The sequence below is a fragment of the Flavobacterium rhamnosiphilum genome (assembly GCF_004349195.1).
Lineage (GTDB): Bacteria > Bacteroidota > Bacteroidia > Flavobacteriales > Flavobacteriaceae > Flavobacterium > Flavobacterium rhamnosiphilum.
Window position 1 is genome coordinate 288642 of record NZ_SMLG01000002.1, and the last position, 26109, is coordinate 314750.

General features: G+C 35.1%; 23 protein-coding genes. 7 read left to right on the top strand and 16 right to left on the bottom strand.

The window, feature by feature from the left end:
- Nucleotides 1-167: 167 nt before the first annotated feature.
- A complete protein-coding gene (locus E0I26_RS04845) occupies nt 168-1730 on the bottom strand; it encodes an NAD(P)/FAD-dependent oxidoreductase (protein ID WP_131915366.1) in 1563 nt (520 codons plus the stop codon).
- Between the two features lie 215 nt (nt 1731-1945).
- On the opposite strand from E0I26_RS04845, the gene E0I26_RS04850 reads away from it, so the two are divergent.
- Complete coding sequence (locus tag E0I26_RS04850) at nt 1946-2179, top strand: hypothetical protein (RefSeq protein ID WP_131915367.1); 234 nt, start codon at nt 1946-1948, stop codon at nt 2177-2179.
- 84 nt (nt 2180-2263) lie between these two features.
- Here E0I26_RS04850 and recQ read toward each other — a convergent pair whose 3' ends face one another.
- The gene (recQ, locus tag E0I26_RS04855; protein ID WP_131915368.1) at nt 2264-4459 is read right to left on the bottom strand and encodes a DNA helicase RecQ; all 2196 of its coding nucleotides are present in this window, start codon (nt 4457-4459) and stop codon (nt 2264-2266) included.
- Between the two features lie 85 nt (nt 4460-4544).
- Here recQ and E0I26_RS04860 point away from each other — a divergent pair, with 85 nt between their 5' ends.
- The 4 genes from E0I26_RS04860 to lptB all read left to right on the top strand — a co-directional run bounded on the left by E0I26_RS04860 (nt 4545) and on the right by lptB (nt 7577).
- Nucleotides 4545-5510, top strand: a complete 966-nt coding sequence (locus E0I26_RS04860) for a KpsF/GutQ family sugar-phosphate isomerase (RefSeq protein WP_165929406.1) — start codon at nt 4545-4547, stop codon at nt 5508-5510.
- Nucleotides 5510-6325 carry a twin-arginine translocase subunit TatC gene (tatC, locus tag E0I26_RS04865; protein WP_131915369.1) on the top strand — a complete coding sequence of 272 codons (816 nt, stop codon included), beginning with the start codon at nt 5510-5512 and terminating at the stop codon, nt 6323-6325. Before E0I26_RS04860 ends, tatC begins: the two co-directional genes overlap by 1 nt.
- Nucleotides 6318-6671 (top strand): carboxymuconolactone decarboxylase family protein, encoded by a 354-nt coding sequence (locus E0I26_RS04870; RefSeq protein ID WP_131915370.1) that lies wholly within the window; start codon nt 6318-6320, stop codon nt 6669-6671. Before tatC ends, E0I26_RS04870 begins: the two co-directional genes overlap by 8 nt.
- Nucleotides 6672-6836: 165 nt before the next feature.
- Nucleotides 6837-7577, top strand: a complete 741-nt coding sequence (gene lptB, locus E0I26_RS04875) for an LPS export ABC transporter ATP-binding protein (RefSeq protein WP_131915371.1) — start codon at nt 6837-6839, stop codon at nt 7575-7577.
- Between the two features lie 87 nt (nt 7578-7664).
- On the opposite strand, the gene E0I26_RS04880 is transcribed toward lptB, so the two are convergent.
- Nucleotides 7665-8528 carry a glycoside hydrolase family 25 protein gene (locus E0I26_RS04880; RefSeq protein WP_131915372.1) on the bottom strand — a complete coding sequence of 288 codons (864 nt, stop codon included), beginning with the start codon at nt 8526-8528 and terminating at the stop codon, nt 7665-7667.
- Nucleotides 8529-8537: 9 nt separating this feature from the next.
- A complete protein-coding gene (locus E0I26_RS04885; protein ID WP_131915373.1) occupies nt 8538-9254 on the bottom strand; it encodes a CDP-alcohol phosphatidyltransferase family protein in 717 nt (238 codons plus the stop codon).
- 192 nt (nt 9255-9446) lie between these two features.
- On the opposite strand from E0I26_RS04885, the gene E0I26_RS04890 reads away from it, so the two are divergent.
- Both E0I26_RS04890 and E0I26_RS04895 read left to right on the top strand, forming a co-directional pair.
- Complete coding sequence (locus E0I26_RS04890) at nt 9447-10517, top strand: putative type IX sorting system protein PorV2 (RefSeq protein WP_449404232.1); 1071 nt, start codon at nt 9447-9449, stop codon at nt 10515-10517.
- Between the two features lie 25 nt (nt 10518-10542).
- A complete protein-coding gene (locus E0I26_RS04895; RefSeq protein ID WP_131915374.1) occupies nt 10543-11679 on the top strand; it encodes a lipoprotein N-acyltransferase Lnb domain-containing protein in 1137 nt (378 codons plus the stop codon).
- A 58-nt stretch (nt 11680-11737) separates the two neighbouring features.
- Here E0I26_RS04895 and E0I26_RS04900 read toward each other — a convergent pair whose 3' ends face one another.
- From E0I26_RS04900 to E0I26_RS04955, 12 genes are all read right to left on the bottom strand, one after another.
- Nucleotides 11738-13132 (bottom strand): exopolysaccharide biosynthesis polyprenyl glycosylphosphotransferase, encoded by a 1395-nt coding sequence (locus E0I26_RS04900; RefSeq protein WP_131915375.1) that lies wholly within the window; start codon nt 13130-13132, stop codon nt 11738-11740.
- A gap of 277 nt (nt 13133-13409) precedes the next feature.
- The gene (locus E0I26_RS04905; RefSeq protein WP_131915376.1) at nt 13410-14753 is read right to left on the bottom strand and encodes an O-antigen ligase family protein; all 1344 of its coding nucleotides are present in this window, start codon (nt 14751-14753) and stop codon (nt 13410-13412) included.
- 17 nt (nt 14754-14770) lie between these two features.
- Entirely contained in the window at nt 14771-15844 is a 1074-nt protein-coding gene (locus E0I26_RS04910) for a glycosyltransferase (protein ID WP_131915377.1), read from the bottom strand.
- Nucleotides 15845-16261: 417 nt separating this feature from the next.
- Nucleotides 16262-17383, bottom strand: a complete 1122-nt coding sequence (locus E0I26_RS04915; protein ID WP_131915378.1) for a glycosyltransferase family 4 protein — start codon at nt 17381-17383, stop codon at nt 16262-16264.
- 435 nt (nt 17384-17818) lie between these two features.
- Entirely contained in the window at nt 17819-18685 is an 867-nt protein-coding gene (locus tag E0I26_RS04920) for a hypothetical protein (protein WP_131915379.1), read from the bottom strand.
- A gap of 28 nt (nt 18686-18713) precedes the next feature.
- Complete coding sequence (locus E0I26_RS04925) at nt 18714-19523, bottom strand: class I SAM-dependent methyltransferase (protein WP_131915380.1); 810 nt, start codon at nt 19521-19523, stop codon at nt 18714-18716.
- On the bottom strand, nt 19520-20521 hold the full coding sequence (locus E0I26_RS04930) for a glycosyltransferase family 2 protein (RefSeq protein WP_131915381.1): 1002 nt from the start codon (nt 20519-20521) through the stop codon (nt 19520-19522). Before E0I26_RS04930 ends, E0I26_RS04925 begins: the two co-directional genes overlap by 4 nt.
- Nucleotides 20518-22050 carry a glycosyltransferase family 2 protein gene (locus tag E0I26_RS04935; protein ID WP_131915382.1) on the bottom strand — a complete coding sequence of 511 codons (1533 nt, stop codon included), beginning with the start codon at nt 22048-22050 and terminating at the stop codon, nt 20518-20520. The genes E0I26_RS04930 and E0I26_RS04935 overlap by 4 nt, the downstream gene beginning before the upstream one ends.
- Nucleotides 22050-23198: a glycosyltransferase family 4 protein gene (locus tag E0I26_RS04940; RefSeq protein ID WP_131915383.1), complete on the bottom strand. Its 1149-nt coding sequence runs from the start codon at nt 23196-23198 to the stop codon at nt 22050-22052. The genes E0I26_RS04935 and E0I26_RS04940 overlap by 1 nt, the downstream gene beginning before the upstream one ends.
- Before the next feature lie 3 nt (nt 23199-23201).
- Nucleotides 23202-24077 (bottom strand): hypothetical protein, encoded by an 876-nt coding sequence (locus E0I26_RS04945; RefSeq protein WP_131915384.1) that lies wholly within the window; start codon nt 24075-24077, stop codon nt 23202-23204.
- A 113-nt stretch (nt 24078-24190) separates the two neighbouring features.
- Nucleotides 24191-24583 carry an endonuclease domain-containing protein gene (locus E0I26_RS04950; RefSeq protein WP_235831714.1) on the bottom strand — a complete coding sequence of 131 codons (393 nt, stop codon included), beginning with the start codon at nt 24581-24583 and terminating at the stop codon, nt 24191-24193.
- Between the two features lie 91 nt (nt 24584-24674).
- Nucleotides 24675-26108 carry an MBOAT family O-acyltransferase gene (locus tag E0I26_RS04955; RefSeq protein ID WP_131915385.1) on the bottom strand — a complete coding sequence of 478 codons (1434 nt, stop codon included), beginning with the start codon at nt 26106-26108 and terminating at the stop codon, nt 24675-24677.
- Between the last annotated feature and the right edge of the window lies 1 nt (nt 26109).

The window sequence follows — 26109 nt, forward strand, 5'->3', positions numbered from 1 at the left end:
AATCGAGTTACTTACTAAATATCACTCTTAATCTCTTTGTTTACTAAAGTCCTGAATTTATTGACAAATCAAAAACAACTGCCTAAAATTTTTAGACTGCCTTTTAGTAGAGTCTTTTCAATAGTAACACGATATTCTAAGTGTGTTTTATGTAAGTAGGTCGGAAATTAATTTCCTATACACTCTTTTATCTTCAACGCGCATTTTTCTCCATCAATAGCGGCAGATATAATTCCGCCGGCATAACCCGCGCCTTCTCCACAAGGATACAAGCCTTTTATTTGAACGTGCTCATACGTCAGTGGATCTCTGGGAATACGCACTGGCGAAGACGTTCTTGATTCTGGTGCGTGAAGTATAGCTTCATTTGTCAAATAACCACGCATCGATTTTCCAAATTCAGTAAATCCTTCTCGCAATATTTGCGTTAAAAATCCAGGAAAAACCTGTCCCATTTCTACTGAAGTCGTTCCTGGAACATAAGATGTTTTCGGAATATCCGAGGAAACTTTGCTTTGCGTAAAATCAATCATACGTTGTGCAGGAACTTTTTGACTTTCGCCAGCCAGATGCCATGCTTTTTGCTCGATACTTTTTTGGAATTCCATTCCGGCCAAAGCACCAAATTTAGCAAAAGGTTTAAAATCTTCCAGTTGCAATTCAATTACAATTCCGGAATTGGCAGTAGCCTGATCCCTTTTGGATGGCGACCAACCATTAGTAACCACTTCACCAGGGCTTGTGGCACAAGGTGCAATCACGCCGCCAGGACACATACAAAAGGAATACATTCCCCTTCCTCCTACTTGTTTCACGATAGAATATGGAGCGGGAGGTAAAAAGTCTCCACGATAATCACAACTGTATTGAATACTGTCAATCAAAGATTGAGGATGCTCTGCCCTTACTCCCAAGGCAAAAGGTTTGGCCTCGATAAAAATTTGCTTTCGGTCTAATAATTCGAAAATATCACGAGCCGAATGCCCTGTGGCTAAAATGAGTTTATTGGCAAGAATCGTGTCCCCTTTTTGAGTAACGACACCTTGCACTTCATTGTTTTTTATTAAAATATCCGTCAATCGGGTTTCAAACAAAACTTGTCCGCCACATTCGATAATTTTCTCCCTAATATCCTGAATAATTTGAGGCAATTTATTCGTTCCAATATGCGGATGCGCCTCAATTAAGATATCCTCTGAAGCTCCAAAAGCAACAAATAATTCCAAAACTCGCGTTACATCACCTCTTTTTTTAGAACGCGTGTATAACTTCCCGTCCGAATACGTTCCTGCTCCACCTTCGCCAAAACAATAATTAGAATCTTCATCCACAAGATGATCCACATTGATGGCTTTCAAATCTCTTCTTCTGCCTCTAACGTCTTTTCCACGTTCAATAACTACTGGTTTCAAACCCAATTCTATCAATTGCAATGCGGCAAAAAGTCCCGCAGGTCCTGCGCCAACAACGATTACTTCTTGAGCCGTGGCTACATTACCATAATCCGGAAGTTGTATTTTTTGCTCTTGAAAAGGCTCTCCTTTTAAATAGATTACAACCTTAAGATTGATTTTTATAGCTTTTTGACGTGCATCAATAGATCTTTTTAAGACAGAAACATGCTGAATTTCATTTACAGAAACCTTAATTTGTTTCGACAAATGATTTTTCAACAACATATCGTTTGCTGCAATTTCCGGTGATACTTGTAATAAGAGTTCTTGGGGCATTTTTTTAGATTATTCGATTTTTAGATTATTTGACTTTTAAAAATGTCTAAAATAATCCAGGTACAAAAGTAGTATTTTGTACTGACTTCTTGTTATTGAAAGGAGAATCCATTTTCAAATTTTCAAATTGGCCTATTTTCGAATTAGACTTTGTAACTTTGTCCCTCCAAAACAGTTAACCCATTAAACAGTTAACCTATTAATCTTAGAGAAAAATGTCCAGAAAAATAAAACTGATATGGGATTTCCGTGGTCCGGCTGCTGCAAAAACAGCGGAACACCATGAAATTCATTTGAAAGAATACATCGCTATTGAAAAATTACCGTTGAATATAACTGGATTTGAAATTCAAGGCGAAATGCTAGCCATCGCTTTTATGGTGGTAACGGATGAAAACATGATTCAGGTTCGCGATGCTTTAAAACCGCATCGAGGAGAAGTTTTTTAGTTTGCAGAAATCAGCTTTTTAGTGATCAGTCATAATTAACACATAAACAACTGAACACTAAAAAACTGAACACTGAACACTTCTTTAATTAGCTACTTCACTAATGAATTTAATTCGCATCAAACGCAATTCATCAATATCATAATCGCCATCAAATTCTTTGAGTGCATTTTCTATATTATCCGAATCGGATTCCATAAAATAATCGTGAATTTCCTCCTGTTGATCATCATCAAGCATATCATCAATCCAATATTTTATATTCAGCTTGGTTCCGGAATAGACAATTTGTTCCATTTCTTTGATTAAATCATCCATCTTCAATCCTTTTGCGGAAGCAATATCATCGAGGGATAATTTCCTGTCGATATTTTGGATAATATAAAGTTTATTTACAGAATTTACTCCTGTAGATTTCACCACTAAATCCTCCGGACGGATGATATCGTTATCTGCTACGTACCGGCTGATTAATTCTAAGAATTCTTTTCCGTATTTTTTAGCTTTTCCTTCCCCAACCCCATGAATATTAATCAATTCTTCTTGAGAAACAGGATATTTCAAAGCCATATCTTCCAATGATGGATCTTGAAATACCACAAATGGGGGAACGCCTAATTTCTTAGCGACTTTTTTACGCAAATCACGCAGCATACCCATCAATAATTCATCGGCAGTTCCGGTAGATTTGGAAGCGGTTACAATAGCTTCGTCCTCAGATTCGTTGTATTCATGATCTTCGGACATCATAAAGGATTCTCGGTTTTTAATAAAATCCAATCCCTTCTTGGTAATTTTCACAATGCCATAGGTTTCAATATCTTTCGATAAAAACCCTGCAACAAGAACTTGTCGCAACAAGGCCATCCAGTATTTTTCATCATGATCTGAACCACATCCAAAAAAGGACTGTGTATCTGTTCTATGCGCTTTGATAACGGCATTGACACGGCCTATCAACGTAAAAACAACTTCTTTCGATTTGTATAAATGTTTGGTATCTCGAACCACTTCCAGCAATTTCACCACTTCATCTATGGCTTCGACTTTTGTTTTTGGGTTACGAACATTGTCATCCATATCAGCGCCTTCGCCATTAACATCATCAAATTCTTCTCCGAAATAATGAAGTAGAAATCTCCTTCTGGACATAGACGTTTCGGCGTAAGCCACAACTTCCTGCAACAAAGCAAATCCTATTTCCTGCTCGGCAACGGGTTTCCCCGACATGAATTTTTCTAATTTCTCGACATCTTTATAGGAGTAGTACGCCAAACAGTGTCCTTCACCACCGTCACGACCCGCACGACCCGTTTCCTGATAGTAACTTTCTAATGATTTTGGAATATCATGATGAATCACAAAACGCACATCCGGTTTGTCAATTCCCATCCCAAAAGCAATGGTTGCCACCACCACATCTACATCTTCCATCAGGAACATATCCTGGTGTTTGGCACGGGTTTTAGCATCCAATCCCGCATGATACGGAACGGCACTTATTCCATTAACCTGCAAAACTTCGGCAATAGCCTCTACTTTTTTGCGGCTTAAGCAATAAATAATTCCTGATTTCCCTTTATGTTGTTTGATAAAACGAATAATATCCGATTCTATATTTTTAGTTTTAGTACGTACTTCGTAATACAAATTAGGTCTGTTGAATGATGCTTTGAAAGTGGTAGCATCAGACATATCTAAGTTTTTCAGAATATCTTCCTGTACTTTTGGCGTAGCTGTTGCGGTAAGCCCAATAATAGGAACATCGCCCAATTGCTTGATGATGTGTTTCAAATTCCGATATTCCGGTCTAAAATCATGTCCCCACTCCGAAATACAATGCGCTTCATCGATAGCCACAAAAGATATGGTAACATTTTTCAGAAAGTTCACATATTCTTCCTTAGTCAAAGACTCGGGTGCTACATACAGCAACTTTGTCAATCCTGAAGTAATATCTTTTTTTACCTGGGCAATTTCGGTTTTAGTAAGAGAGGAATTTAAAACATGGGCAACACCATTTTCAGAAGACAAACTTCTGATGGCATCCACTTGATTTTTCATTAAAGCAATAAGGGGTGAAACTACAATAGCAGTTCCCTCTTGAATCAAAGCGGGTAATTGATAACAAAGTGATTTCCCTCCTCCTGTGGGCATTATCACAAATGTATTCTCTTGGTTTAGGATACTTTTTATGACTTGCTCCTGTAGCCCCTTAAATTGGCTAAAGCCAAAATATTTCTTTAATTCTTTGTGTATGTCAATTTCGTTTGAATTCATTCTTTATTATGTGGTATTTTGTATAAATTTGCAACACCTAAAGGTACAAATTTCTTTTACACATACAAATTTTAATTATTCTGTTTTGATATCTAAAGAAAATATATTGGCTAGCGCCAAAAAAACTATTTTATCGGAAAGCCAATCTATTGCCAAACTAACTGATTTTCTTGATGAAAACTTCATTGAAGCGACACAAAATATCTATAATTCCAAAGGGAGACTTGTGGTTACAGGGATAGGAAAAAGTGCTATTATTGCCCAAAAAATGGTAGCTTCCTTTAATTCTACGGGAACACCATCGCTGTTTCTTCATGCCTCAGAGGCTATTCACGGTGATTTAGGGATGGTTCAAAATGAAGATATTGTCATTTGCATTTCAAAAAGCGGCAACAGTCCTGAAATAAAAGTTTTGGTGCCACTCTTAAAACGTTTTGGCAATACTTTGATCGCAATAACCGGAAATACAACTTCTTTTCTTGCTAAAGGTTCTGATTTTGTTTTGAACACCACAGTAGATGCTGAAGCTTGTCCTAATAATCTTGCTCCAACAAACAGCACAACCGCACAATTAGTGATGGGTGATGCAATTGCTGTTTGCCTTATGGAAATGCGGGATTTCAAAGCCGAAGATTTTGCTATTTACCATCCTGGCGGTGCATTGGGCAAGAAATTATTGTTGCGTGTGAAAGACATGTTAGAACACACCCTAAAACCTATGGTTGCTCCAGATGCATCAATAAAAAAGGTGATTTTCGAAATCTCGGAAAAGCGTCTTGGCGTAACCGCGGTTGTCGATCAAGATAAAGTTATCGGTATTATTACCGATGGTGATATTCGAAGAATGTTAAACGATAGAGATTCTTTCGCTGATTTGACCGCCAAAGATATTATGACAAAAAACCCCAAATTAATACCATCTACCGCTATGGTTGTAGATGCCTTGAACATCTTGGAAGACTTCTCCATCACACAATTAGTTGTTGTAGATAATGGGGAGTACAAAGGGGTATTACATTTACACGATATTTTAAAAGAAGGAATAGTATAATGGCAAAAAAAAACCTAAACGAAATGTCGTTTTTAGATCATCTTGAGGAATTAAGATGGTTATTAGTTCGAAGCACAATTGCAATATTAATTTTGGCTACCGTCACTTTTTTCATAAGTGATTATATTTTTGATGTCATCATTTTTGGCCCCACAGATGCTAATTTTATTACCTACCGTTTTTTTTGTGATTTGTCTCACACTTTGGGTTTTGCTGAGAGTATTTGCGTAACCGAAATGCCTTTCATCATTCAAAATACGAATATGGAGGGTCAGATTAACGTTTTGATTTGGACGTGTGTAACAGCCGGTTTTATTCTTGGTTTTCCATTCATTCTATGGGAAGTTTGGAAATTCATCAGTCCTGCTTTATATGAAGCAGAGAAAAAACATGCTAAACTTTTTATTTTTTCGTCTTCTTTGCTTTTCTTCTTGGGCGTATTGTTTGGCTACTTTGTAATTGTGCCCATGTCAGTCAACTTTTTCGCCACGTTTACCATCAGTGATGTCGTAAAAAACCAGTTTAGTATTGATTCCTACATTGGATTAGTAAAGACGAGTGTTATCGCTTGTGGATTGTTTTTTGAATTGCCGATTATTATCTATTTCTTAACCAAATTAGGATTAGTCACTCCAGTTTTTTTGAGAAAATACTGGAAATATGCCGTAATTATCATTCTGATAGTTGCCGCGATAGTTACTCCGCCTGATGTGGTGAGTCAAATAATTGTAACGATTCCGATGTTGTTAATCTATGAAGCAAGCATCTTAATTTCAAAAATAGTAGTAAAAAATCAAAAAAAGGTAAATGGCTGATATAATTGAAGAATTCAACGCGTATCGTTCTAAAATGAACGAAAAATTATTGGCAGACAATAATAAAATTGTAAAGCGAATTTTTAATTTGGATACCAATGCCTATGCAGCGGGAGCGCTGGATGTAAAAACCAAAGAATTACTGGGATTAGTAGCTTCGGCCGTTTTACGTTGTGATGATTGTGTAAAATATCATTTGGAAACCAGCTTTAAAGAAGGTGTTACCAAAGAGGAAATGATGGAAGCTATGGGAATTGCAACACTTGTTGGCGGAACTATCGTGGTACCACATTTAAGAAGAGCGTACGAATTCTGGGAAGCACTAGAAGAAACCGCTGTGAAATAATTGTTAAATGGTACTTTGGTTATATGTTTATTCGTTTATTTGTCTAAAAATCTAACCTTCTAAAAATCGAAGAATCTGAATATGAAATCGCTATGATTCAAAATCACAAACAATAATAAAGAATAGCGATACCATATTCCTATAAAAAACAAATATTATCTACGTATGAAATTAAGAGCCGAAAATCTAATCAAAACCTATAAAGGACGCAGTGTTGTAAAAGGCATTTCGGTAGAAGTAAACCAAGGCGAAATCGTAGGGCTTTTGGGGCCTAACGGTGCCGGAAAAACAACTTCTTTTTATATGATTGTAGGATTGGTTAAACCAAATTCAGGCAACATATTTCTGGATGATTTGAATATTACCGATTATCCTATGTACAAAAGAGCACAACAGGGAATTGGTTACTTGGCACAGGAAGCATCCGTTTTTAGAAAATTAAGCATTGAAGACAACATATTAAGTGTACTGCAATTGACAAAACTTACCAAAGCTGAACAAGAAGCTAAAATGGAAAGTTTAATCGAAGAATTCAGTTTAGAACATATTCGTACCAATCGTGGCGATTTACTTTCGGGAGGGGAACGCCGTCGTACCGAAATTGCACGTTGTTTGGCCACAGATCCAAAATTCATTTTACTGGATGAACCATTTGCCGGTGTAGATCCTGTTGCCGTTGAAGACATTCAGAGAATTGTGGCGCAATTAAAAAATAAAAATATCGGTATTCTTATTACCGATCACAACGTACAGGAAACCTTGGCTATTACTGACAAAACCTATCTGATGTTTGAAGGTGGAATCCTAAAAGCGGGAATGCCGGAAGAATTAGTAGAAGATGAAATGGTACGTCGCGTGTATCTTGGACAAAATTTCGAGTTGAGAAAGAAAAAATTGGAGTTTTAGAAAAAGGGGTCAGTGTCCAGTTTAAAAAAAGTAATCAGTATTCTACAATTCTTTTCACTATTCACTAAAAACTACTCATTAAAAAAACTACTCCACAGTAATATACCGCAACTGTTGCAAATCTCCATTATAAATATTGACATCAACATTTCCTTTTATCCCAGGGATTGATGCCTTTTCGGTGAATTGCCAAAACAACCAATCTTCGGCTATTTCTTCCCTGTAGAAATTATAATTGGCAATCCAAAAAAGATAATCACTGAATTCTTCTTTCAAAAAATCATCATAATACCGCTCGCCGGTATAGATAATAGGTTTTACACCGTAATGCGATTCTACAGCATTTAACCATCTTTTCAAGCCTAATTTAAGATTTTCAATCGACTGATTTTTCGGGAGTTTTTCAATATCCAAAACGGGTGGTAAATCTCCTTTTTGAAGGGTTACCGTTTTTATAAAAAGCTTGGCTTGCTCCAATGAATTTTCGTTGGGGCGATAGTAATGATAGGCACCGCGAATCATTTTATTTTCTTTGGCGCCAAGCCAATTCCTATTAAACTGACGGTCTTTCCTGTCTTTTCCAACCGTAGCGCGAATAAACACAAAATGCAGCGGATATTTATTTTCTAAAGTATCTACATAAGTCCATCGGATTTTTCCTTGATATTCCGAAACATCAAGACCTATACTTTTTTCTTCGTGTTTTTCTAAAACCTGATAGTTTCGAACATCAGAAATGCGCTTGGCTTCTGTTTCTTCTCTTAGAATTTTATCCGATTTAAAACTAAAATAATACGCTAAACCATCTCGATAATGATAACCAACAGCAATTATCAGTACAACAAAAAGAGCAACAATAGAATAGCGCAAAACCTTTCCGGAGAAAACAGTTGCTTTCTTTTTAGGTTTACGGACTACCGTAGTTTTTCTTCTGACCGTTTTTCTTTTCATTCAAAAAAACTACTTTTTCAGCATTTTATTATGCACCACTGACAGCAAAACATAAAAGAGAATGACTAAAGGAATTCCTAAATACTGGAGGAAAATCAATAACAAAAGAGAACAAATCAAAAACACAATTTGAAGTACATTATCCTTGAAATTGAACTTTTTTATTTTTAAGGAGAACAAAGGAATTTCAGCGTTCAAGATGTAAGCGCTTAATAACGCTATTGCCAATAGAACCCATTGATTTGTCAAAATTTCGACAATAAATAAAGAATCGGTGTATTTTAAAACCAAAGGCAGACTTAAAATAAACAGTGCATTGGCAGGCGTTGGCAAACCAATAAAAGAATCTGTTTGACGGGTATCAATATTAAAATTTGCCAATCGGTAACAAGAACCTAAGGCAATCAAAAACCCTAAATAAGGAAAAAGTTGTAAATGACCAACTGGCGCAGTTGATGAATGATCGATCATCATTTGAAACATTACTAAACCCGGCACAACACCGCTGGTAACCATGTCTGCCAAAGAATCCAACTGCAATCCAAGCGGACTCGAAACTTTGAATAAGCGGGCAAAAAAACCATCAAAAAAATCCAAGAATATACCTAAGCAAACAAAATAAAATGCCATTTCAAAATCTTGGTTAAAAGCAAAAACCAAAGCGATACAACCGCAAAAAAGATTTAGTAAAGTAATGATATTGGGGATATGCTTTTTAATAGTCATAGTTGTAAAATTTAGTGAACCACAGTTGGCAAATTTAGCATAATAAGTCAAGGAGAAGTACGTTTTTAATAGAGTTTTTTTAATAGCGGTTTCTTGTTTGCATATATTTACTCAAAGGAAGAAATAAGCTCAGTAAAAAATTATATTTTTGATAAAAATTAAACAGACTTTTCGTTTGTAAAAATAACCCCATTGAAAAAAAGCTTCCTATTAGCAGCGGTTTTGGTTAGTACTCTAAATTACAGTCAAGCCGTTAGAAAATACTCGAATGAGTTTATGAATATCGGCGTAGATGCGGCTGCATTAGGCATGTCAAATACCGTTGTAGCTGCTACCGGTGATGTGAATTCCGGGTATTGGAACCCTGCAGGACTGATTCATCTGGAGGATCATCAGGTATCATTAATGCATGCTAATTATTTTGCTAATATTGCCCAATACGATTACTTGGCCTATGCAAGCCCTATAGATGACAGGAGTGCTTGGGGAATTTCATTAATCCGTTTTGGTGTCGATGATATTTTAAATACTACGGAATTAATCGACAGCCAAGGCAATATTGATTACAACAGAATCAGTCTTTTTTCGACGGCTGATTATGGTTTCACTTTTTCTTATGCTCGAAAACTTCCTGTTCCCGGGTTTCAATATGGGGTAAACGCCAAAGTTATCCGACGAATTATTGGCAAATTTGCCAATTCCTGGGGTTTTGGTTTTGATGTCGGATTGCAATTCGAAAAGAATAACTGGCAATTTGGGCTAATGCTTCGGGATATAACCACAACCTATAATGTGTGGAATATTGATGAAGAAGAATACAAGAAAATTGCCAATTCCATACCCGGAGAAAACCAGGAATTACCTGAGAGCACTGAGATTACGGCTCCAAAAGCACAATTGGGAATCGCTAAAAAATTCATCATCCGATACGATTACAGTATTTTGGCAGCAGCCAACATGAATATGCGATTTACTAAAACCCATGATCTTATCTCGACTGATTTTGTCAGTATCGATCCGGCTTTAGGTCTTGAATTTGGCTATACTGATTTGGTCTTTGTACGTGCAGGGGTTGGTAATTTCCAGAATGTACAACAATTAGACAATTCCGAAAAAGTGGGTTTTCAGCCTAATATCGGTTTGGGATTCAAATACAAAGGCATTCAGATTGATTATGCACTAACTGATTTGGGCGACCAAAGTGCCGCTTTGTATTCCAATATTTTTTCGGTTAAAGTAGATTTGGGAATGTTTAGAAATTAATTTAAAAACAACAATACCACAACAAATGAATATATCTTCTTTAAAAAAAATAGTTTTTTTCACACTACTATTCTCATCCCTATATAGCTTTAGTCAAAGCATCGAGTTATCAAAAAACACACAAGTCAGTGTACTTACTTGCGGAACGGGTAACGAATCCTATTCTCTTTTTGGACACACCGCAATTCGGGTACGCGATACAGTCAACGCAATTGATGTGGTATACAATTATGGTGCTTTTGATTTTAACACCCCGAATTTCGTCATGAAATTCATAAAAGGGGACTTACAATATTTTGCCGTAGCACACTCTTATCCTGATTTCATTAATCAATACCAATATGAAAAAAGATCCGTTTATGAGCAGGAATTGAATATTCCTTTTACATTGAAACAAAAACTTTTTGACAATCTGAATACTTCATTGGCCTCGGGCGAAAGTCATTATACGTATAAATTCATTGATAAAAACTGCACATCGATGGTTGTTGACATCATCAATAAAACAGTAGGCATCACCGCAATTGTAAAAAACGCAGATACTGACATCACCTACAGAACCATCCTTTATCCGTATTTTGACAATCACTTTTACGAAAAATTAGGGACCAGCATCATCTTTGGTAAAAAAGTGGATGGTTTGGGGACACGAATATTTTTACCTTTTGAACTGCAAAAAAGCCTGAAGAAAGTTTCTTTTCAGAACCATCCGCTGGCGCAGGAAAACAAAACAATACTGGAATTCGAAAATGAAGTTCCCTTCTCTTGGTGGAATAATCCCTACACGTATATAGTATTTCTTTGCTTTGTTATTTTTATGAAAAAGAAAAGTATCTATTTATTCTACCTCACCGTAATGGCAGTAACAGGCATATTCTTTGTGTTTGTCGGATTTTATTCGTCACATTTGGAATTAGGATACAACTATAATATTTTACTGTTTAATCCAACCTTATTAGGGTTGCTTTATTTTTATTGGACAAAAAATAAAAAAGGAATTTACAATCTGGCGTTATTTAATATCCTGTCGTTAGGAATCTATTTCTTTTTTATAATCAACAAAGCTCATTTGATATTGGTACTCCCATTAATAATTACAAGCGGAATTATTTTGGTCAGATTGGCAATTCAAAATAAAAAACGCATTCCAATTATCATTTAAAATATTTTTTTTGAAATAATAATAATAATAATAATAATAGGGATAACAGGAAATAATACTATTGCCCTCTATAAAACAAAACGGTGGTAATTGTTTTAAAAGCAATACTCAAATCCAGAAAAACACTTCTGTGTTTGATATAATACAAGTCGTATTGCAGTTTTATCAAACTTTCATCAATTGTCGCTCCATAAGCATAATTTACTTGTGCCCAACCCGTAAGACCCGGTTTTATAATATGTCTTGTTTCGTAGAAAGGCATTATTTCAGCAATTTCCTTTACGAAAAAAGGACGTTCCGGACGAGGACCAATAACGGCCATATCGCCTTTTAAGATATTTATAAATTGGGGAAACTCATCAATTCTGGTTTTTCTTAAAAATTTACCGAACACTGTTACTCGCGAATCATTTGTAGCGGTAAAAACAGCTCCGTTAGATTCGGCATTGCTGACCATAGTCCTGAATTTTAAAATTTCAAAGACCACACCATCTTTACCAACACGTTTTTGGGTATAAAATAACTTTCCTCGGTTTCCTATTGTATTTCCTATTAGCAGCACTGGGATTAATACCAGACCAATGAATAATCCAAGTATCGAGATACCAATTTCAAAAATTCTGACACTTAATAAATACAATTTATTGTGATTGATTCTGCTAAAAGGAAAAAATCGGTAAAAATCTCTGGACATATAATGTACCGGAATACGATGCGTTTTACTTTCATACACTTGGGTATACTCTCTAATTGTACTCCCCGACTCCAGTAAACGAAGTAGCTGCTGATACAACTCGGCAGTAATTCCATCTGTTTTTTGAGAAGCGATCACAATTTCGGATATAGAGTTTTCTTTCACGAATAAAAACAACTCCTCTCTTTTTATATTTTTAACATAAGGATATTCGGCTATTGCATCTTCAGTAGCATCGGCATTGACAAACGCAATTATTTTATAATGGGGATCTATATGCTCTAATCCGGAAATCAACTCTTCTACTTGTTCTTTATCACATATTAAAACTGCATTTTGAAGAAACCGATTAGAGGCTAAAAACGTAACGTAAAACATCCGCCATAAAAACAAAGCCAAAAATACAACTAGATAAAACAATAGAATCTGAATTCTTTTGGAGGGCAATACCGGAGAATAAAACGGTGTTAATAAATACACTAAAACAGTCGTTGAAACAGTAAGAATGGTACTCTTCAGTACCAGAAATTGGTTGCTGGCAACCTGAAGATTATACATTTCGAAAATAGTTCCGAAAAGATTGATATAAACTCCCAAGATAATCATCCAATATAAATTATTGGTTGACATAGTAAAATAGTCAAAATCAAATATTTTCCCAACAAAAAACAAAGAACCCAAAACAAAAAACACATCAAAAATGCGAAGAATCATCTTTCGTTCTGATATTTCAAAATGAATCTTGTCTACTGAAAACATGAGTGATATTTACGTATAGGAATGCAATTTAACACTTTTGAGTCGAAGTAAATTTAAGATATGTTAATTTTTTTAACAAAATTTTCTTTTTAACGTATTAATCTGTGACCAACTCAGATCTAATTAATATAATGAAACAAAAAAAGCAATATAAATGACATTCAAACTCTCAGGCTGAGCGTATTCCGATAACTATAGGAAGAAGCCCATATAGTAAAAACGTCATTGGTAAATAGATTCAGAACATACTTCATTAATAAAATTAAAGAATAACAAATTAATCCTCTTTCTTTCTTTTAAGAAAACCCAACTGCACATTCAGCAAAGACAGAGAGTACACAAAGGCTGGCGCCGCGGTACGCATGGCAGCATGATTGATAGTAAAAAACCAAAAAGCAACAAAACACAATAAAAACATGTTGAACTTGTTCTCCAGATACAAAACAAGCGGTGTAAAAAACAGAATCAATAATCCTAGAACCCCCAGTGAACCATGTTCCGCAAGCATTCGGGTGATTTCATCATGGGACACTATAAAAATACCGGTTTCAGCTTCCCGAACTTCCTGACCTTTTCCTACCCCCACCCCAAAAATAGGATTCTTCAAGAAAGTGTTTATTTCATTTATTGCGACTTCTTCCCTACCTGTAAATCGACTTTCTTTTACCCTTCCTTTCGCATCTTGGTTAGCATAGCGTTTGTCAATAAGCCCACCAGTTTGAAACGAAGTGTACCCCCAAGTAGCCATCATAGCCAAAACAACCATCACTATAGTATAATTGAGTTTTACTTTTCCCCTATAATTGGATTTCAAATACAAGAAAAACAGCAACAAAACAATCATTAAAAAACCAGTGACCATACCGCCTCTTGAAAACGTTAGCATACCACGATAGCTAATATTTAGAGCAACAATTAAATTTATTAATAACATAAATTTAGTTGAAGACTCTAATATAATCCTGGAAAAAAAGATAAACATCCCTAAACCTAGGACTGTAGCTACCTGATTGGGACCATAGCCTCCTGAAGTTTGAAAATTGGAATCGGTACCTGTAATCACATCACGAATGTTTGGGGTATACAAAGTCAAGTAGACCATACAGCTAATAATAGGCAAACCCATACTCAATAAGACGCTATTTATTTGTTCTAATGAAATTTTTCGCCTAAACGTATATAGGGAAGCCAAGCCCAAACAGACGGGACCCGAAATATTAAAGGCGATGGCTTTTCGAATATTGGTATCAAAATCCAAGGCAAAAGTCGAAATAACCACACTGGGAACTAACAATAACAAAAACAACCAATACGGTGTTGCGCCTTTAGAAAAACCACTATAGTACATCCCAATCAAAAGAAAGACCATTACACCATACTTAGAAATTTCATACAATGGGTTGCCGCCGGTCATCCTCAAAAAAACTTCACTTCCCACCACATAAGCGGCAGCCATAAGGGCTTCGTTATTCCGGTTTTGTTTTTTAATGATGTAGTACACGCCAAAAACAAAAATAGAATACCCGTATATTTTAGAAGCAAAGGGAATGACATAAACCAATACACCAATAAAAACATGAAATAGTATTAAATAGAGATAGTACTGTTCTTCTTTTTTCATTTCAAATATTTTGTTTTTTATAAACTTTTATATTTTGACAATAACAACTTAATTACACTGTCTTTTGAATAATTTTCCAAAACCAATTCATGCAAATTTAACCCAAATCTATCGCTTAGTAATTTGTCTGAAATTATTTTTTGCAGCTGTTCCTGTATCTGTAAATCATTCAAAGGATCAAATAACAACCCACTAAAATCATCCTTAATAATCAATGGACAAAATCCCACATTGGTAGAGACAACAGGCAATTGTGCTAATCCATATTCCAATAAGGTTACAGGAAACCCCTCAGCAGTCGATGTCAATATTCCTATTGTAGCTTGTGCCAAAATATGTTGAACATCATTTTTAGAACCATAAATAAAAACAGAATTTTCTAAATTATTTTCTCTAATAAAATCTTTTAAAAGAATTGAATAACTATCATTATAATCTTTTCCAATTAAATGCAAACTCCAACCGAAATCATTTAACTTCATTTCTTTAAAAGCAGAAAGTATTACACTATGGTTTTTTGGATTTTTTAAATTGGCTAAACAAATAATTCGCTTTCCATTATTTCCACTTAAAAAAGTAGTTTTGGGATAATTCAACTCAAATATTGCAAAATTGGAAATATACGACACTTTTTTAACCAATAAGTTTTTGCTAGCCCAGGTCTCTAGTTGATGATTGACAACGAAAACAGAAGAAAAAAAAACAGAAGAAAAAAACAATATACCATTATTAATTCTAGATTGATTTACCCGTGCACCGTAATGTTCGTGCCAAATAATTTTTATTTTAGGATAGATAATTTTAAGTAAAACAGCAATAAAAAATGAGGTACCATGCGCGTGAACAAGCATCACTTTATTTACTTTCACATAATTTCTCAACATAAGAAGCGCTTTATAATCAAAAACTTTTTTCCTGTTCAAAAACAAATACGAAACGCCCCCGTCAACCTGATTCACAAGCGCCCCCTCTTTACGGCTAACTACCAATCCGGAGAATTCAACATACTGCACTAAAGCATTGGCATAACTTACCGCCATGCGTTCGGCACCACCAGCCTCAAGGGAATCTATAATTTGAATGATACGCATTTTTGTTTTTATCTTCTTTTTTGTTTATTATTCTTGGAAACTTGTCATTCCCCTAAACTTGTCATTCCGATGAAGAAGGAATCCCATCATAGTTTATCATTAATACAAATCTTATATCATCTGTCGTTACTACAAAAGTGTCATTGTGTAACAATTCACTATCGCTCATTAATCACATAATAATAATAATAATAATAACCCGTTGGGTGTAATATTCAAAACGTCAGTTCGAGTGTATTTTGTGGAGTAAAACGGAACAAAAAATGTATCGAGAACTGTTTTTAATACTAATTTTCTAGTTCTCGATACTCCGAAGCTTCGGGATCTGACGAAAACCACTCGAACTGACGAAAATTATCATCAAAAACCAATTACACCCATCGGTTAATAATAATAATAATAATAATAATACATTCATCATTTAGAAACCAACAACTCCTTAATCGCTTCTTCAAAAACATCCAACGTATAATTCCTGGACCAGTCCGAAGCTTTCACTCTTTTGCCATAAAAACCAGATTCACTTCTTAAAAGTATTTCTATCTGTGCCACATCTTTTTCTAAATGCATTTCCAACAAAACCCCTCTATTTCCATAATCCAACATGAAAGGCACACAAGATACTGCAGTGGCAATGGGAACACAACCCCAAAACATCCCCTCGGCAATCGCTTTCGGCCAACCTTCACTATCCGAAGGCAATAGCACAAAATGACTGCTTTGATAGACTGTTTTTAAAATTTCTTTTGTTTGATTTCCTTCCAATGAAATGATTTTTTCTAGATTATTTTTTGCAATATAGTTTTCTAATTTGTTTCTTTCTATTCCATCTCCAAATAAACGTAACATTACATCGAGTCCTTTTTTTGACAATGATTCTACTAACTGTATAGCATACAAAGGATTTTTCCCTTTGACCAAAGTCCCCACAAAAACAAAATTAATTTTTCCCTCTAAATCCTTTTGGATAAATGGCAATTTATCTGCTTCGGTATAGGTGGCGGTAAAAAAGGGTTTGATGTTTTTAGTCCTGCCTTCCCATTCCCCATACACCAACACCTGAATATTCCGAGTCACCAATGTATTGCTTAGTATTCTTTTTTGTAACCCATAGCTCCAAGGTTGCTTCGATTTTGGATCCCAATTGCCGGCATATTTGGCTGTTTTAGGTTTATTTGGAAAAAGCATTTGAATCAGACATCCCAACAATCCTATATTTCCAGGGCAACGCAAATGAATATGATCCGTTTGTTGCATCGCTCTGTAAATTTGCCAACTGATTTTAGGCAGTTTTACAACCGTTCTCAAAACTGATTTCAGACCCAATAAATCGATAGGCTCAACACCTACAAATTGAATTTTTTTATGTCTATAATCAATATCAATGGAAGTTTTGGAAGAATGCGCTATTGGAGCGACCAAAATCAATTCATCTGCATACTTAGACCAAATATTCATTTCGACCACATAAGGTGCATAAGCAAAATAATTCTTTTGCTCAATGCTATGAGGAACATGGGTGATTATTAAAAAAGTCATGTTATGGTTAAAATGAAAAATGATTTCGTTTGAAAAATTTACGGAAAGTTAATTATTAATCTGAATCAAAGTATATTATTTTCAACGAATACCATTTATATTTATGAAACAATCTGGTTATTAGTTCAATCGCAATGTCATTAAGGTTAAGCTATTTTAATCGTCACTTCGAGTGATTTTGAACATTAATGCGACAGCTTTAATGTTCAAAATTGTATCGAGAAGCCTTCAAAACGTAAAGATTCTCCCTCGATAGCTATCGGGGTTCGTAAAAATTTTCTATCGCAAATTATTACTTTCCTGAAGCGTCGGGACGAACTGACGAAACCTTATTAACATTCCGCTCGATGCGATATAAAAATGTCGGACGTATTTGTAATTATAAACGGTATAACAGTTAGAGAAAGCAATTCCACCTTATTCCGATTCGCATTATTACCTAACCTTTAATAAAACAGCAATGCTTCCGGCGGTTAATTCCTCATCAGAATAATTTTTATATAATTCGTTAATCTTTAATTTCTTGAATTTTCTATGCTGCTCGCTTCCCTCTTTACAGCTATCAAATTCAAGAGAAACAATTTCAAAATCTTTTTCAAAAAGTTGCAGGTACTGAGGTAATCGAAGTCTGTTGTGATAATCGAATTTCGTTTGAATCCTGTCCCATTCCTCATTGCTGTATTTAAGGAAATCATACAGAGAAATACTGTCATCCGAGTAAGCTCTATGATCACTTGGTGAAATTAGATGTACTATATAACTCCCGCTCTTTAATTTTTTTCTGAATGTTTCATGAATTTTAATGATACTTTCTAGAGGTATATGTTCTAATACAAATCGGGACACCACCAGATCTGCATTTATAAAATTGCCATTACAAATGTCGGTATACGGAAAATAGCGTATGTCCTTTGGCAATTGAAAAACACCTTCAAAGGCACTTGATGGAACTCCGTACTTTTTTGAAAACAGCACATTCAATTTTACAATTTCAGACAACTTATAATGCTTGTTAATATCATAAGTGTCAACCCTATTGGCATTGGAATCATACTTTAACAAATAAGGAAGTATGGGCAACCAACCGGATCCCAACTCTATTATATGCTTGTTTTTTAATTCAAATCCATTTCTGTCAAGTATTCTTGAAATAGTTTCCAATGATTTCCTGGTGGATTCGATCTTATAGTCAATCGTATCCTTGGCAAATAACTCCTGCAATTTGTGGTACAAATAAAACCCAAATTGTTTAGGCAAAACATCAAGGCATTTAAACAGGACTGTTTTGGATTTATGGTTCATTTAGAAAGTTTTGTTATAATTCTTACTTTTATTTCTTTTTCATTAGCATGGTCAAATGCATGCAACGGAATAAAACTCGATTAGAAGTTCTGGATTTTTCCCAATCGTGCTGATGCCATTGTTGCCCAATTTGTTTTTTCTTTTCTTCAGAAATAGGCAAAAAAGCTACAAATACATTCCATTTGGATTTTCCTAAAAGTCCGCGTCTGTCAAGGATTGTAAAAGCTTTTTGGTATTGGTAAAATGTTTTTTTAGTAAATGGCCATTCCCAAGCCGCATCCGATTGAAAAGGACGGTAAAGGGTTCTTATGATTTTTATGGGCCAACTCGTTTGCAGCGGATCATAACTTATTATTTCACCCTTTGGAGCTAATTTTTCATTCAATTTGTCAATTAGAATGTTGGTGTTTTCAAAATGATGCAATACCCCATAAGCATAAATTAAGTCAAAGTCTTTCTCTGTAAAATCATCGGAAAGGAAATCAACGGCTTCGGCTTTAGCATGAGGGAAAGGTTTCAACCTTGCGTTCAGTTTTGCAATGGCCACATCGCTCAAATCAATACCCAGGTAGCCTTTGGCATTTTCGGCAAGATACAATGACCAGTAATTCCCTGAATAACATCCCAAATCAAGTACTTTTTTATTGGACAAATCACCAAACCATTCTTTATGCAAGAGATAGGCTTGGTCTTGAATACCAATGGTTTTCCTAATCGTATTGAGAAGTCCGTTTCTGAATTTCGCCCAGATTGTGGTAAAAAAATTCTGCTTACTATTGTTATTATAAAATTCCTTTTGCTTTTTATTGGTTTCTAAAATAGCCTCTGTTGTTTTCATTGGGTTATTTTTGGTTTATCAATCATTAAGCTCCACCACCCCATCATTCGCCCCATAGCTTCTGTAAAGGCTGCTGTCCTTTTACTTGTTGTAAATGTATTGCTAAATCTGATTATTGTCAACAGTATCGTGATGGAATGCCATTTTAATTTTGCATTAAAGGAAGGCTTAGGGTTCTTCACCCTCCAAACATACCAACCGTTTCGCACCACCATTTTCCCGTATTGGTATTGGTTGGGTCTTCCTGATGGATTGTGATAGTGATTTAGCTGTGCGGCAGTATTCACGTATAGCTTGCCTGTTTTGGCTAGCCGCAATGTAAAATCGGCATCTTCATACAAGCCATAGCCTTCAAAATAAGTGGAAAATTGCATGGTTTCAAATACTTTTTTTCTAAAAGACGAAACGCCTCCCATCAGCATTTCGACCTCATATATTTTACCGCTGGGTGGTAAAAAACCCACACTTCTCCCATGCGAAAACAAAGACGAATACCCTGGTGGACAATCGCTATCCAAGCCTAACTTTTTTCTCAAAACAAATCGACTGCCGTCTTTTCGTTTCCAACCGTCAAAATAATATTCATCAATTTTCGGTTGGTAATTGTCTTCTACAAATTCACATTCAGACTCATTAATGATATACCCTCCTACACCCAAAGCTTCGGGATGAACTTCGTAGGTTTTCATTATTTGCTCAAAGTAATCTTTCCCTAAAACGGTATCATCGTCAAGAAAACAAACTATCTCCGTTTCATCCCCCATTCGTTCAATACCGTAATTTCGCTGTTTGGTTAGACCTCGTTGTTCCTTTGGGACAAGAAAATAGTTTAAATTATGGAATGGATTTTCATTTAAGATCATTTCCGTTTCACTATTGGTTGAACCATCAACAATCAAAACCTCGTCAGGGTATAGCGATTGTTCCCGAACCGATTGCAACAGTTGAAGTAAGGGTTCTGGACGCATATAAGTGCAAATTATTAAGGAAAATTTCATGATGCCTTTTTTAATTCATTTGCCCATAGAACACTTTGATTCCATTTTTTTTGAAACATTTTAAAATAATCATATGGGTTTTTAATCCTCTGATGTTTATAATATTTAAAAAACAAAGTGGTTTTATACCCCTTAAGTTGTTCTTTTGAATTATGCGAAATGATGTACAACATAACGGTCGGCGATGGTTTGGGTTGTATAGATTCCATTTGCCATTGCAGAATTGGTTTTGTTCGAAAACCTCCAATTGGAGCCTTCAAATGAATTATCTCAGGTTCAGGTAAATACAAAACATCACAACCTTGATTTCGCAATTGCATCCCAAAATCTGAGTCTTCTCCATATCCAAATTCATAACCCATATTAAAATTACAATTATTTAAAACTTCAGTCGCAACAAAGCTACATCCGGAACCGAAACTTCCCCATTGAATAACATTCTTAAAAACTTGTTCTTTCCCTTTTTGCAAACAACTAATTGAGACTGATTTCGTTCTATAATTAGAAATAGATACAAACACTTCCTTAATAAAGTTATTCTCGATCCGAATATCATCATCCGCTAGAAAAACCCATTCACTTTCAACTTGATTCAATGCGACATTCCTTGCATTACAAGCTCCGGCCTGATGCGTAAAACTGTGTTTTATTACAAATGGCCATTTTTCGGCAGTAATAAAATTCAATTCTGACACACTCCCTTCCAGTGGGTTTTGCTCCACTAGTATTACGTTTTTGGGCAAATGGGTTTGATTTCGCAAATCGCAAAGTACGTCATATAAGTATTTTTTTCTTCCAATGGTAGGAATTATCACGTCTATGGTTTCATTCTTGAGACCTATTCTTTCAGTCAAACCTTCTTCAAATTGTAGTAATGTATTATAATTTATTTTTCTAATAAAACAGGATTTTAAAAAAGGAAGCAATACAATTTTTTTTTCATCTAATAAAACATTCAAAAACAACAGATATTTCCAAACAAACTTATAATGCTGCTTCACAAACTGAAACAAAACGCAATTAGACGCTTCAACAGCTTTATAATTTACTTCACCGTGTAGCAATTGTGGTTCTGAATAGCAAAACAATCCTAACGGTTGATAATGCTTGGCAATACTATTGAGTGTGTAATCAAAATTTTGAATCTTAAAAAAATTAAAATCAAATTGTAATATAGTGTCGGTATGAATAGCGCCTACACAACTACTCATTTGCCAAGTGGGGTAAGTAACCTTTTTATTTACATTTATAAATGGCGATTCTTCTATATACCCAATTCTGGGAGAAAAATAATTGGAACTGGGATTATAGCTTATCAGTTTTCTTTTCAAATTCAATAATTCCGGTATTTTTTCAAAGTTTACCGAATCTTTAACTTGCTCATCATACCAACCTACAATTGTGTTCGGATATTTTTCAGCAATAGCACGAATAACAAATCCAATGTTTTGACCTAAAAACTCCGTGTTTTCAATTGAACTGATGGTAACGTGCGTTACTTTATAGTTGCTATGTGCTATAACTAACATTAATTTGAAATAATAGTTTCGTAGTAGTCCATGTTCTCCTTAACAATTACATTGATGTCAAATTTATTTTGAACCTGTTTTCTGGCGGCTACTCCCATTTTAGATGCCAATTTTTCGCTCGAAAGTATTTGAATCATTTTTTGGGCAGATTCCTCATGATTCTTAGGATCTACCAAATAACCACTTACACCATCTACCATAAGTTCCTGTGCCCAGCCCATATTACTGTTGACCACCGGTTTTTGCATCGCCATAGATTCAATAGTTACCATTCCTAATGTTTCGGCAAAAGTGGGAAAGACACAAAGATGCGCTTTTTGAATGTAATTTTTCACTTCGCTATACGGGATTTTGCCTAAATATGCCACAGAAGGCATGTCGTTTGGCGTTATTTTTTGTTGAAGCAATTCCCAAGTAGACGTTTTTCCCGTTGCAATATCAGAGGAATCCGAACCTATAAGCACCAATCTGGCATTGGGACATTTTACTCTCACTTTATGAAAAATAGCAGGAAGTTCCAAAACTCCTTTTTTTCGAATAATAGTTCCAATATATACTATTAATCCTTTTTCAAATTGATTGGGGGAATCATTTTCAAATTGATCCAATTTCAATCCGTGATGTATTGTTTTTATTTTTTCGGGTTGAATCCCAAACAATGCTGCAGATAGTTTCCCCGCAAAGGCGGTTGGTGCAATGTAGCCTTGTGCTTTTTGAACCGCCAGTTTTTCGAACCAAAAATTTTTCAATTTCTGCTTCCTTTTTTCGAGATGGCAGAAATAGGTATCGCTGCCATGAAACCGAATCACTAATGGAATCCTAAAGTTCATAAAGGCGGTAATCCCAGTCCAATCGGGAGCTTCCAGGACATCAATTTTTTCTTCCTTTATAATCCTGTTGCAATACTTTTGAATATGCTTTCTGTAGAAATACCATTTACCAAAACGGTATTTTTTATCGCCAATTAAATGAAAAGTGATACCGTTTTCTGTAAAAATTTCTGATTTTTCCTGACCGTACACAATTACGGTCACCGAAACACCCTGCCTGACTAAAGCCGAAACAAGATTTCCTATACTGGTTCCTAAACCAGCGGCATGCTTTACTTTAGCATGTGGATATTCGGGAGTTAAAAAAGCTATATGCATTCTCTACTTATTAAAAAAATCATTTAAAATAATTGCTGTAAATTTTCTTGCCCCTTCATCATTCATGTGCCCACAGGACGAAAAATACTGATCCTCTTCTACTATGGATTCATAATTATGAATTTCGGGATAAATTTGTTTTACTTTTTCAAAATAATCCAATCCTTTTGTATTGGTACACATGGGCGTCATCACTGCAATAAAATGGATATTATTGGCTGCACAAATTTGCTTAATTTCTTCATAATACTTGTTTTGAAGTGGCTTCAAAGCGCGTATATCATTTTTCATGTTTCCTTTTTTCTTCTTTAAAGGATAATAGCCTAAATGCGCTAAATAAGCAGTGGGCTCTTTTGTTACTGTTTTATACAGTTCCCTGAGCCCTATTTTAGAGTCAAATGCCACATACCGATAAAAAGGAATATAATACAAGGATTTAAAGTCTTCTTCTCCGGAAAAATGATCTTTTATTATTTTCGAATCATAAATATAAGGCATAAATCTGGCAGAAACACCATCGTCCCTATGGGCATTAGACAAATTTAAATCAGCTTCGAGTATTACATTTTTTATGTTGTATTTACGCGCTACCATTAATTTCAACAGGAGAGCCGCTTCAAATAAATGGCCTCCACTCATCCCGTAATTAAAGGTTTTCAATCCCTTCTCTTCAAATAGTGGAGCAACAAAATGATTATTCGCTCTGGAAGAACCTAAAATCACTACATCATAATTTCGGGCTTCTGAGTTGTAAACATACTCTATTTTTCCTCTATTCGAAGACTGCAAATAAACAGTCGTATAAAGAAAATCCAATACGACTAACAGTAAAAACAGCAGCAAGAGGGTTTTGACTGTAAAAATTAAAAACTGCTTCATGGTAATTTTATTCTCTTTTATATTTATGAATTCATTCTAATTATTATTTATGCCGCAACACTAAAAGACTGTTCTATATTTTTGGCTCCTTTAGGATTGGGAAAAACGAAAATTTACGATACTATCTTAATAACCGTTTTAATTTTATCTATAACTTCCGGCAACTTCAACATTATTTCCTCATTTGTGAATCGAATTACTTTTAATCCTTGAAATTCGATATCACTTGTTCTTTTTTCATCTAAAAGCCGTTGTTCCTCGTCAAGATGATATCCTCCATCTATCTCAATTACTAACTTTAGGGCATGACAATAAAAATCAGCAACATAGATACTAAGAGGATGTTGTCTCCTAAATTTACATCCCTCTATCTGATTATTTCTTACCGCTAACCACAGCTTTTCTTCAGCTTCTGTTGAATTTTCTCTTAATTCTTTAGCATTTGAAAAAATCTGTGGAGATGCTCCTTTCCACATATCATCTGATTTAAGAGGATTCTTATCCATAAACTTATAAAATAGTTTTAATTCAAAATAATCCTACTTATTTAAAAATTTTCGGCTCCCTTTAGGGCTGGGGTAAAACGAAAATTGCTCCTTAAAACTGAAAATATATAAATTCTTTATAATCTGAATAGGTTCCCAGCGCCATAATTGCTGCAATGCTTAAAGCTAGTTTTAAGGTACTGTATCTTCCTGAAATCGGTTCCACTTGAGTTCGGCTATTCCATTCGACCAAGATAAAAGCCACTATCAGAATTATGATTTCATAACTGTACCGTTCATTTTCCAAATACTGCGGTAAAAAACTTTGATTGGTAAAAATACGTCCAATATAATCAAAAGCATCTTCTATCGATTTTGCCCTGAAAAATACCCAAGCCAAACAGGTTAATGCAAAAGTACTAATCATGCTTAAAATTATTCTCAAGGAGCTCCAATTCCAATACAAAGAAACCGTTTCCATATTAGACCTGTTTTTTTTGAGAAGCAACAACGGTAAAAAATACAACGCATTGATGAAACCCCAGGCAATAAAAGTCCAATTGGCGCCATGCCAAAAACCACTGACCAAAAAAATCACAAAGGTATTGCGGATTTTCATCGCCATTCCACCACTGCTTCCTCCCAAAGGGATGTACAGATAATCTCGGAACCAGGACGACAGCGAAATGTGCCAACGACGCCAAAACTCAGCAATATCACGAGAGAAATAGGGATAATTAAAATTGCGTAACAAATCGATACCAAATAATTTTGACATTCCCAATGCCATATCCGAATATCCTGAAAAATCACCATAAATCTGAAAGGCAAAATAAACTGCTCCCAACAACAACGACAGGGAATTCATGGATTCATAATTATCAAAAATAGCATTGGCATAGGTCGCACAGGTATCGGCTATCACCACTTTTTTAACCAATCCCCAAACAAATTGATATATTCCTTCCTTAGCTTTTTCGAAATCAAAACTGCGTTTCACTTTTACTTGTGGCAACAAGTGGGTGGCTCTCTCTATGGGTCCAGCGACCAGCAATGGAAAATAACTGACAAACAAGGAATAATCCACGAAGTTATATTCAGCCTTGATTCTTTTTAAGTAAATATCAATAACATACGATAAACCATGAAAGGTATAGAAGGATATCCCTACTGGCAAAACCACATTTAGTAATAAGGGGCTGGTTTGCAATCCAAACCCATTCAATAACTGGGAGAAAGAATCCACAAAAAAATTATAATATTTAAAAATCCCCAGGAAACCAAGATTTATACCGATGCTCAACCAAAACCAAAATTTTCGACCTGTTACAGTCTTGGCCTTTTCAATTCGAATTCCGGTATAATAATCCAAAAAAGTGGAGAAAACCAACAGAAACAAAAAACGCCAATCCCAACAGGAATAAAAATAATAACTGGCTAGAATCAAAATCAGGTTTTGAGTGCTTTTGTTTTTATTAAAAACAAACCAATACAATAGAAATACTGCGGGTAGAAAAAGGGCGAAGGATAAGGAGTTAAAAAACATA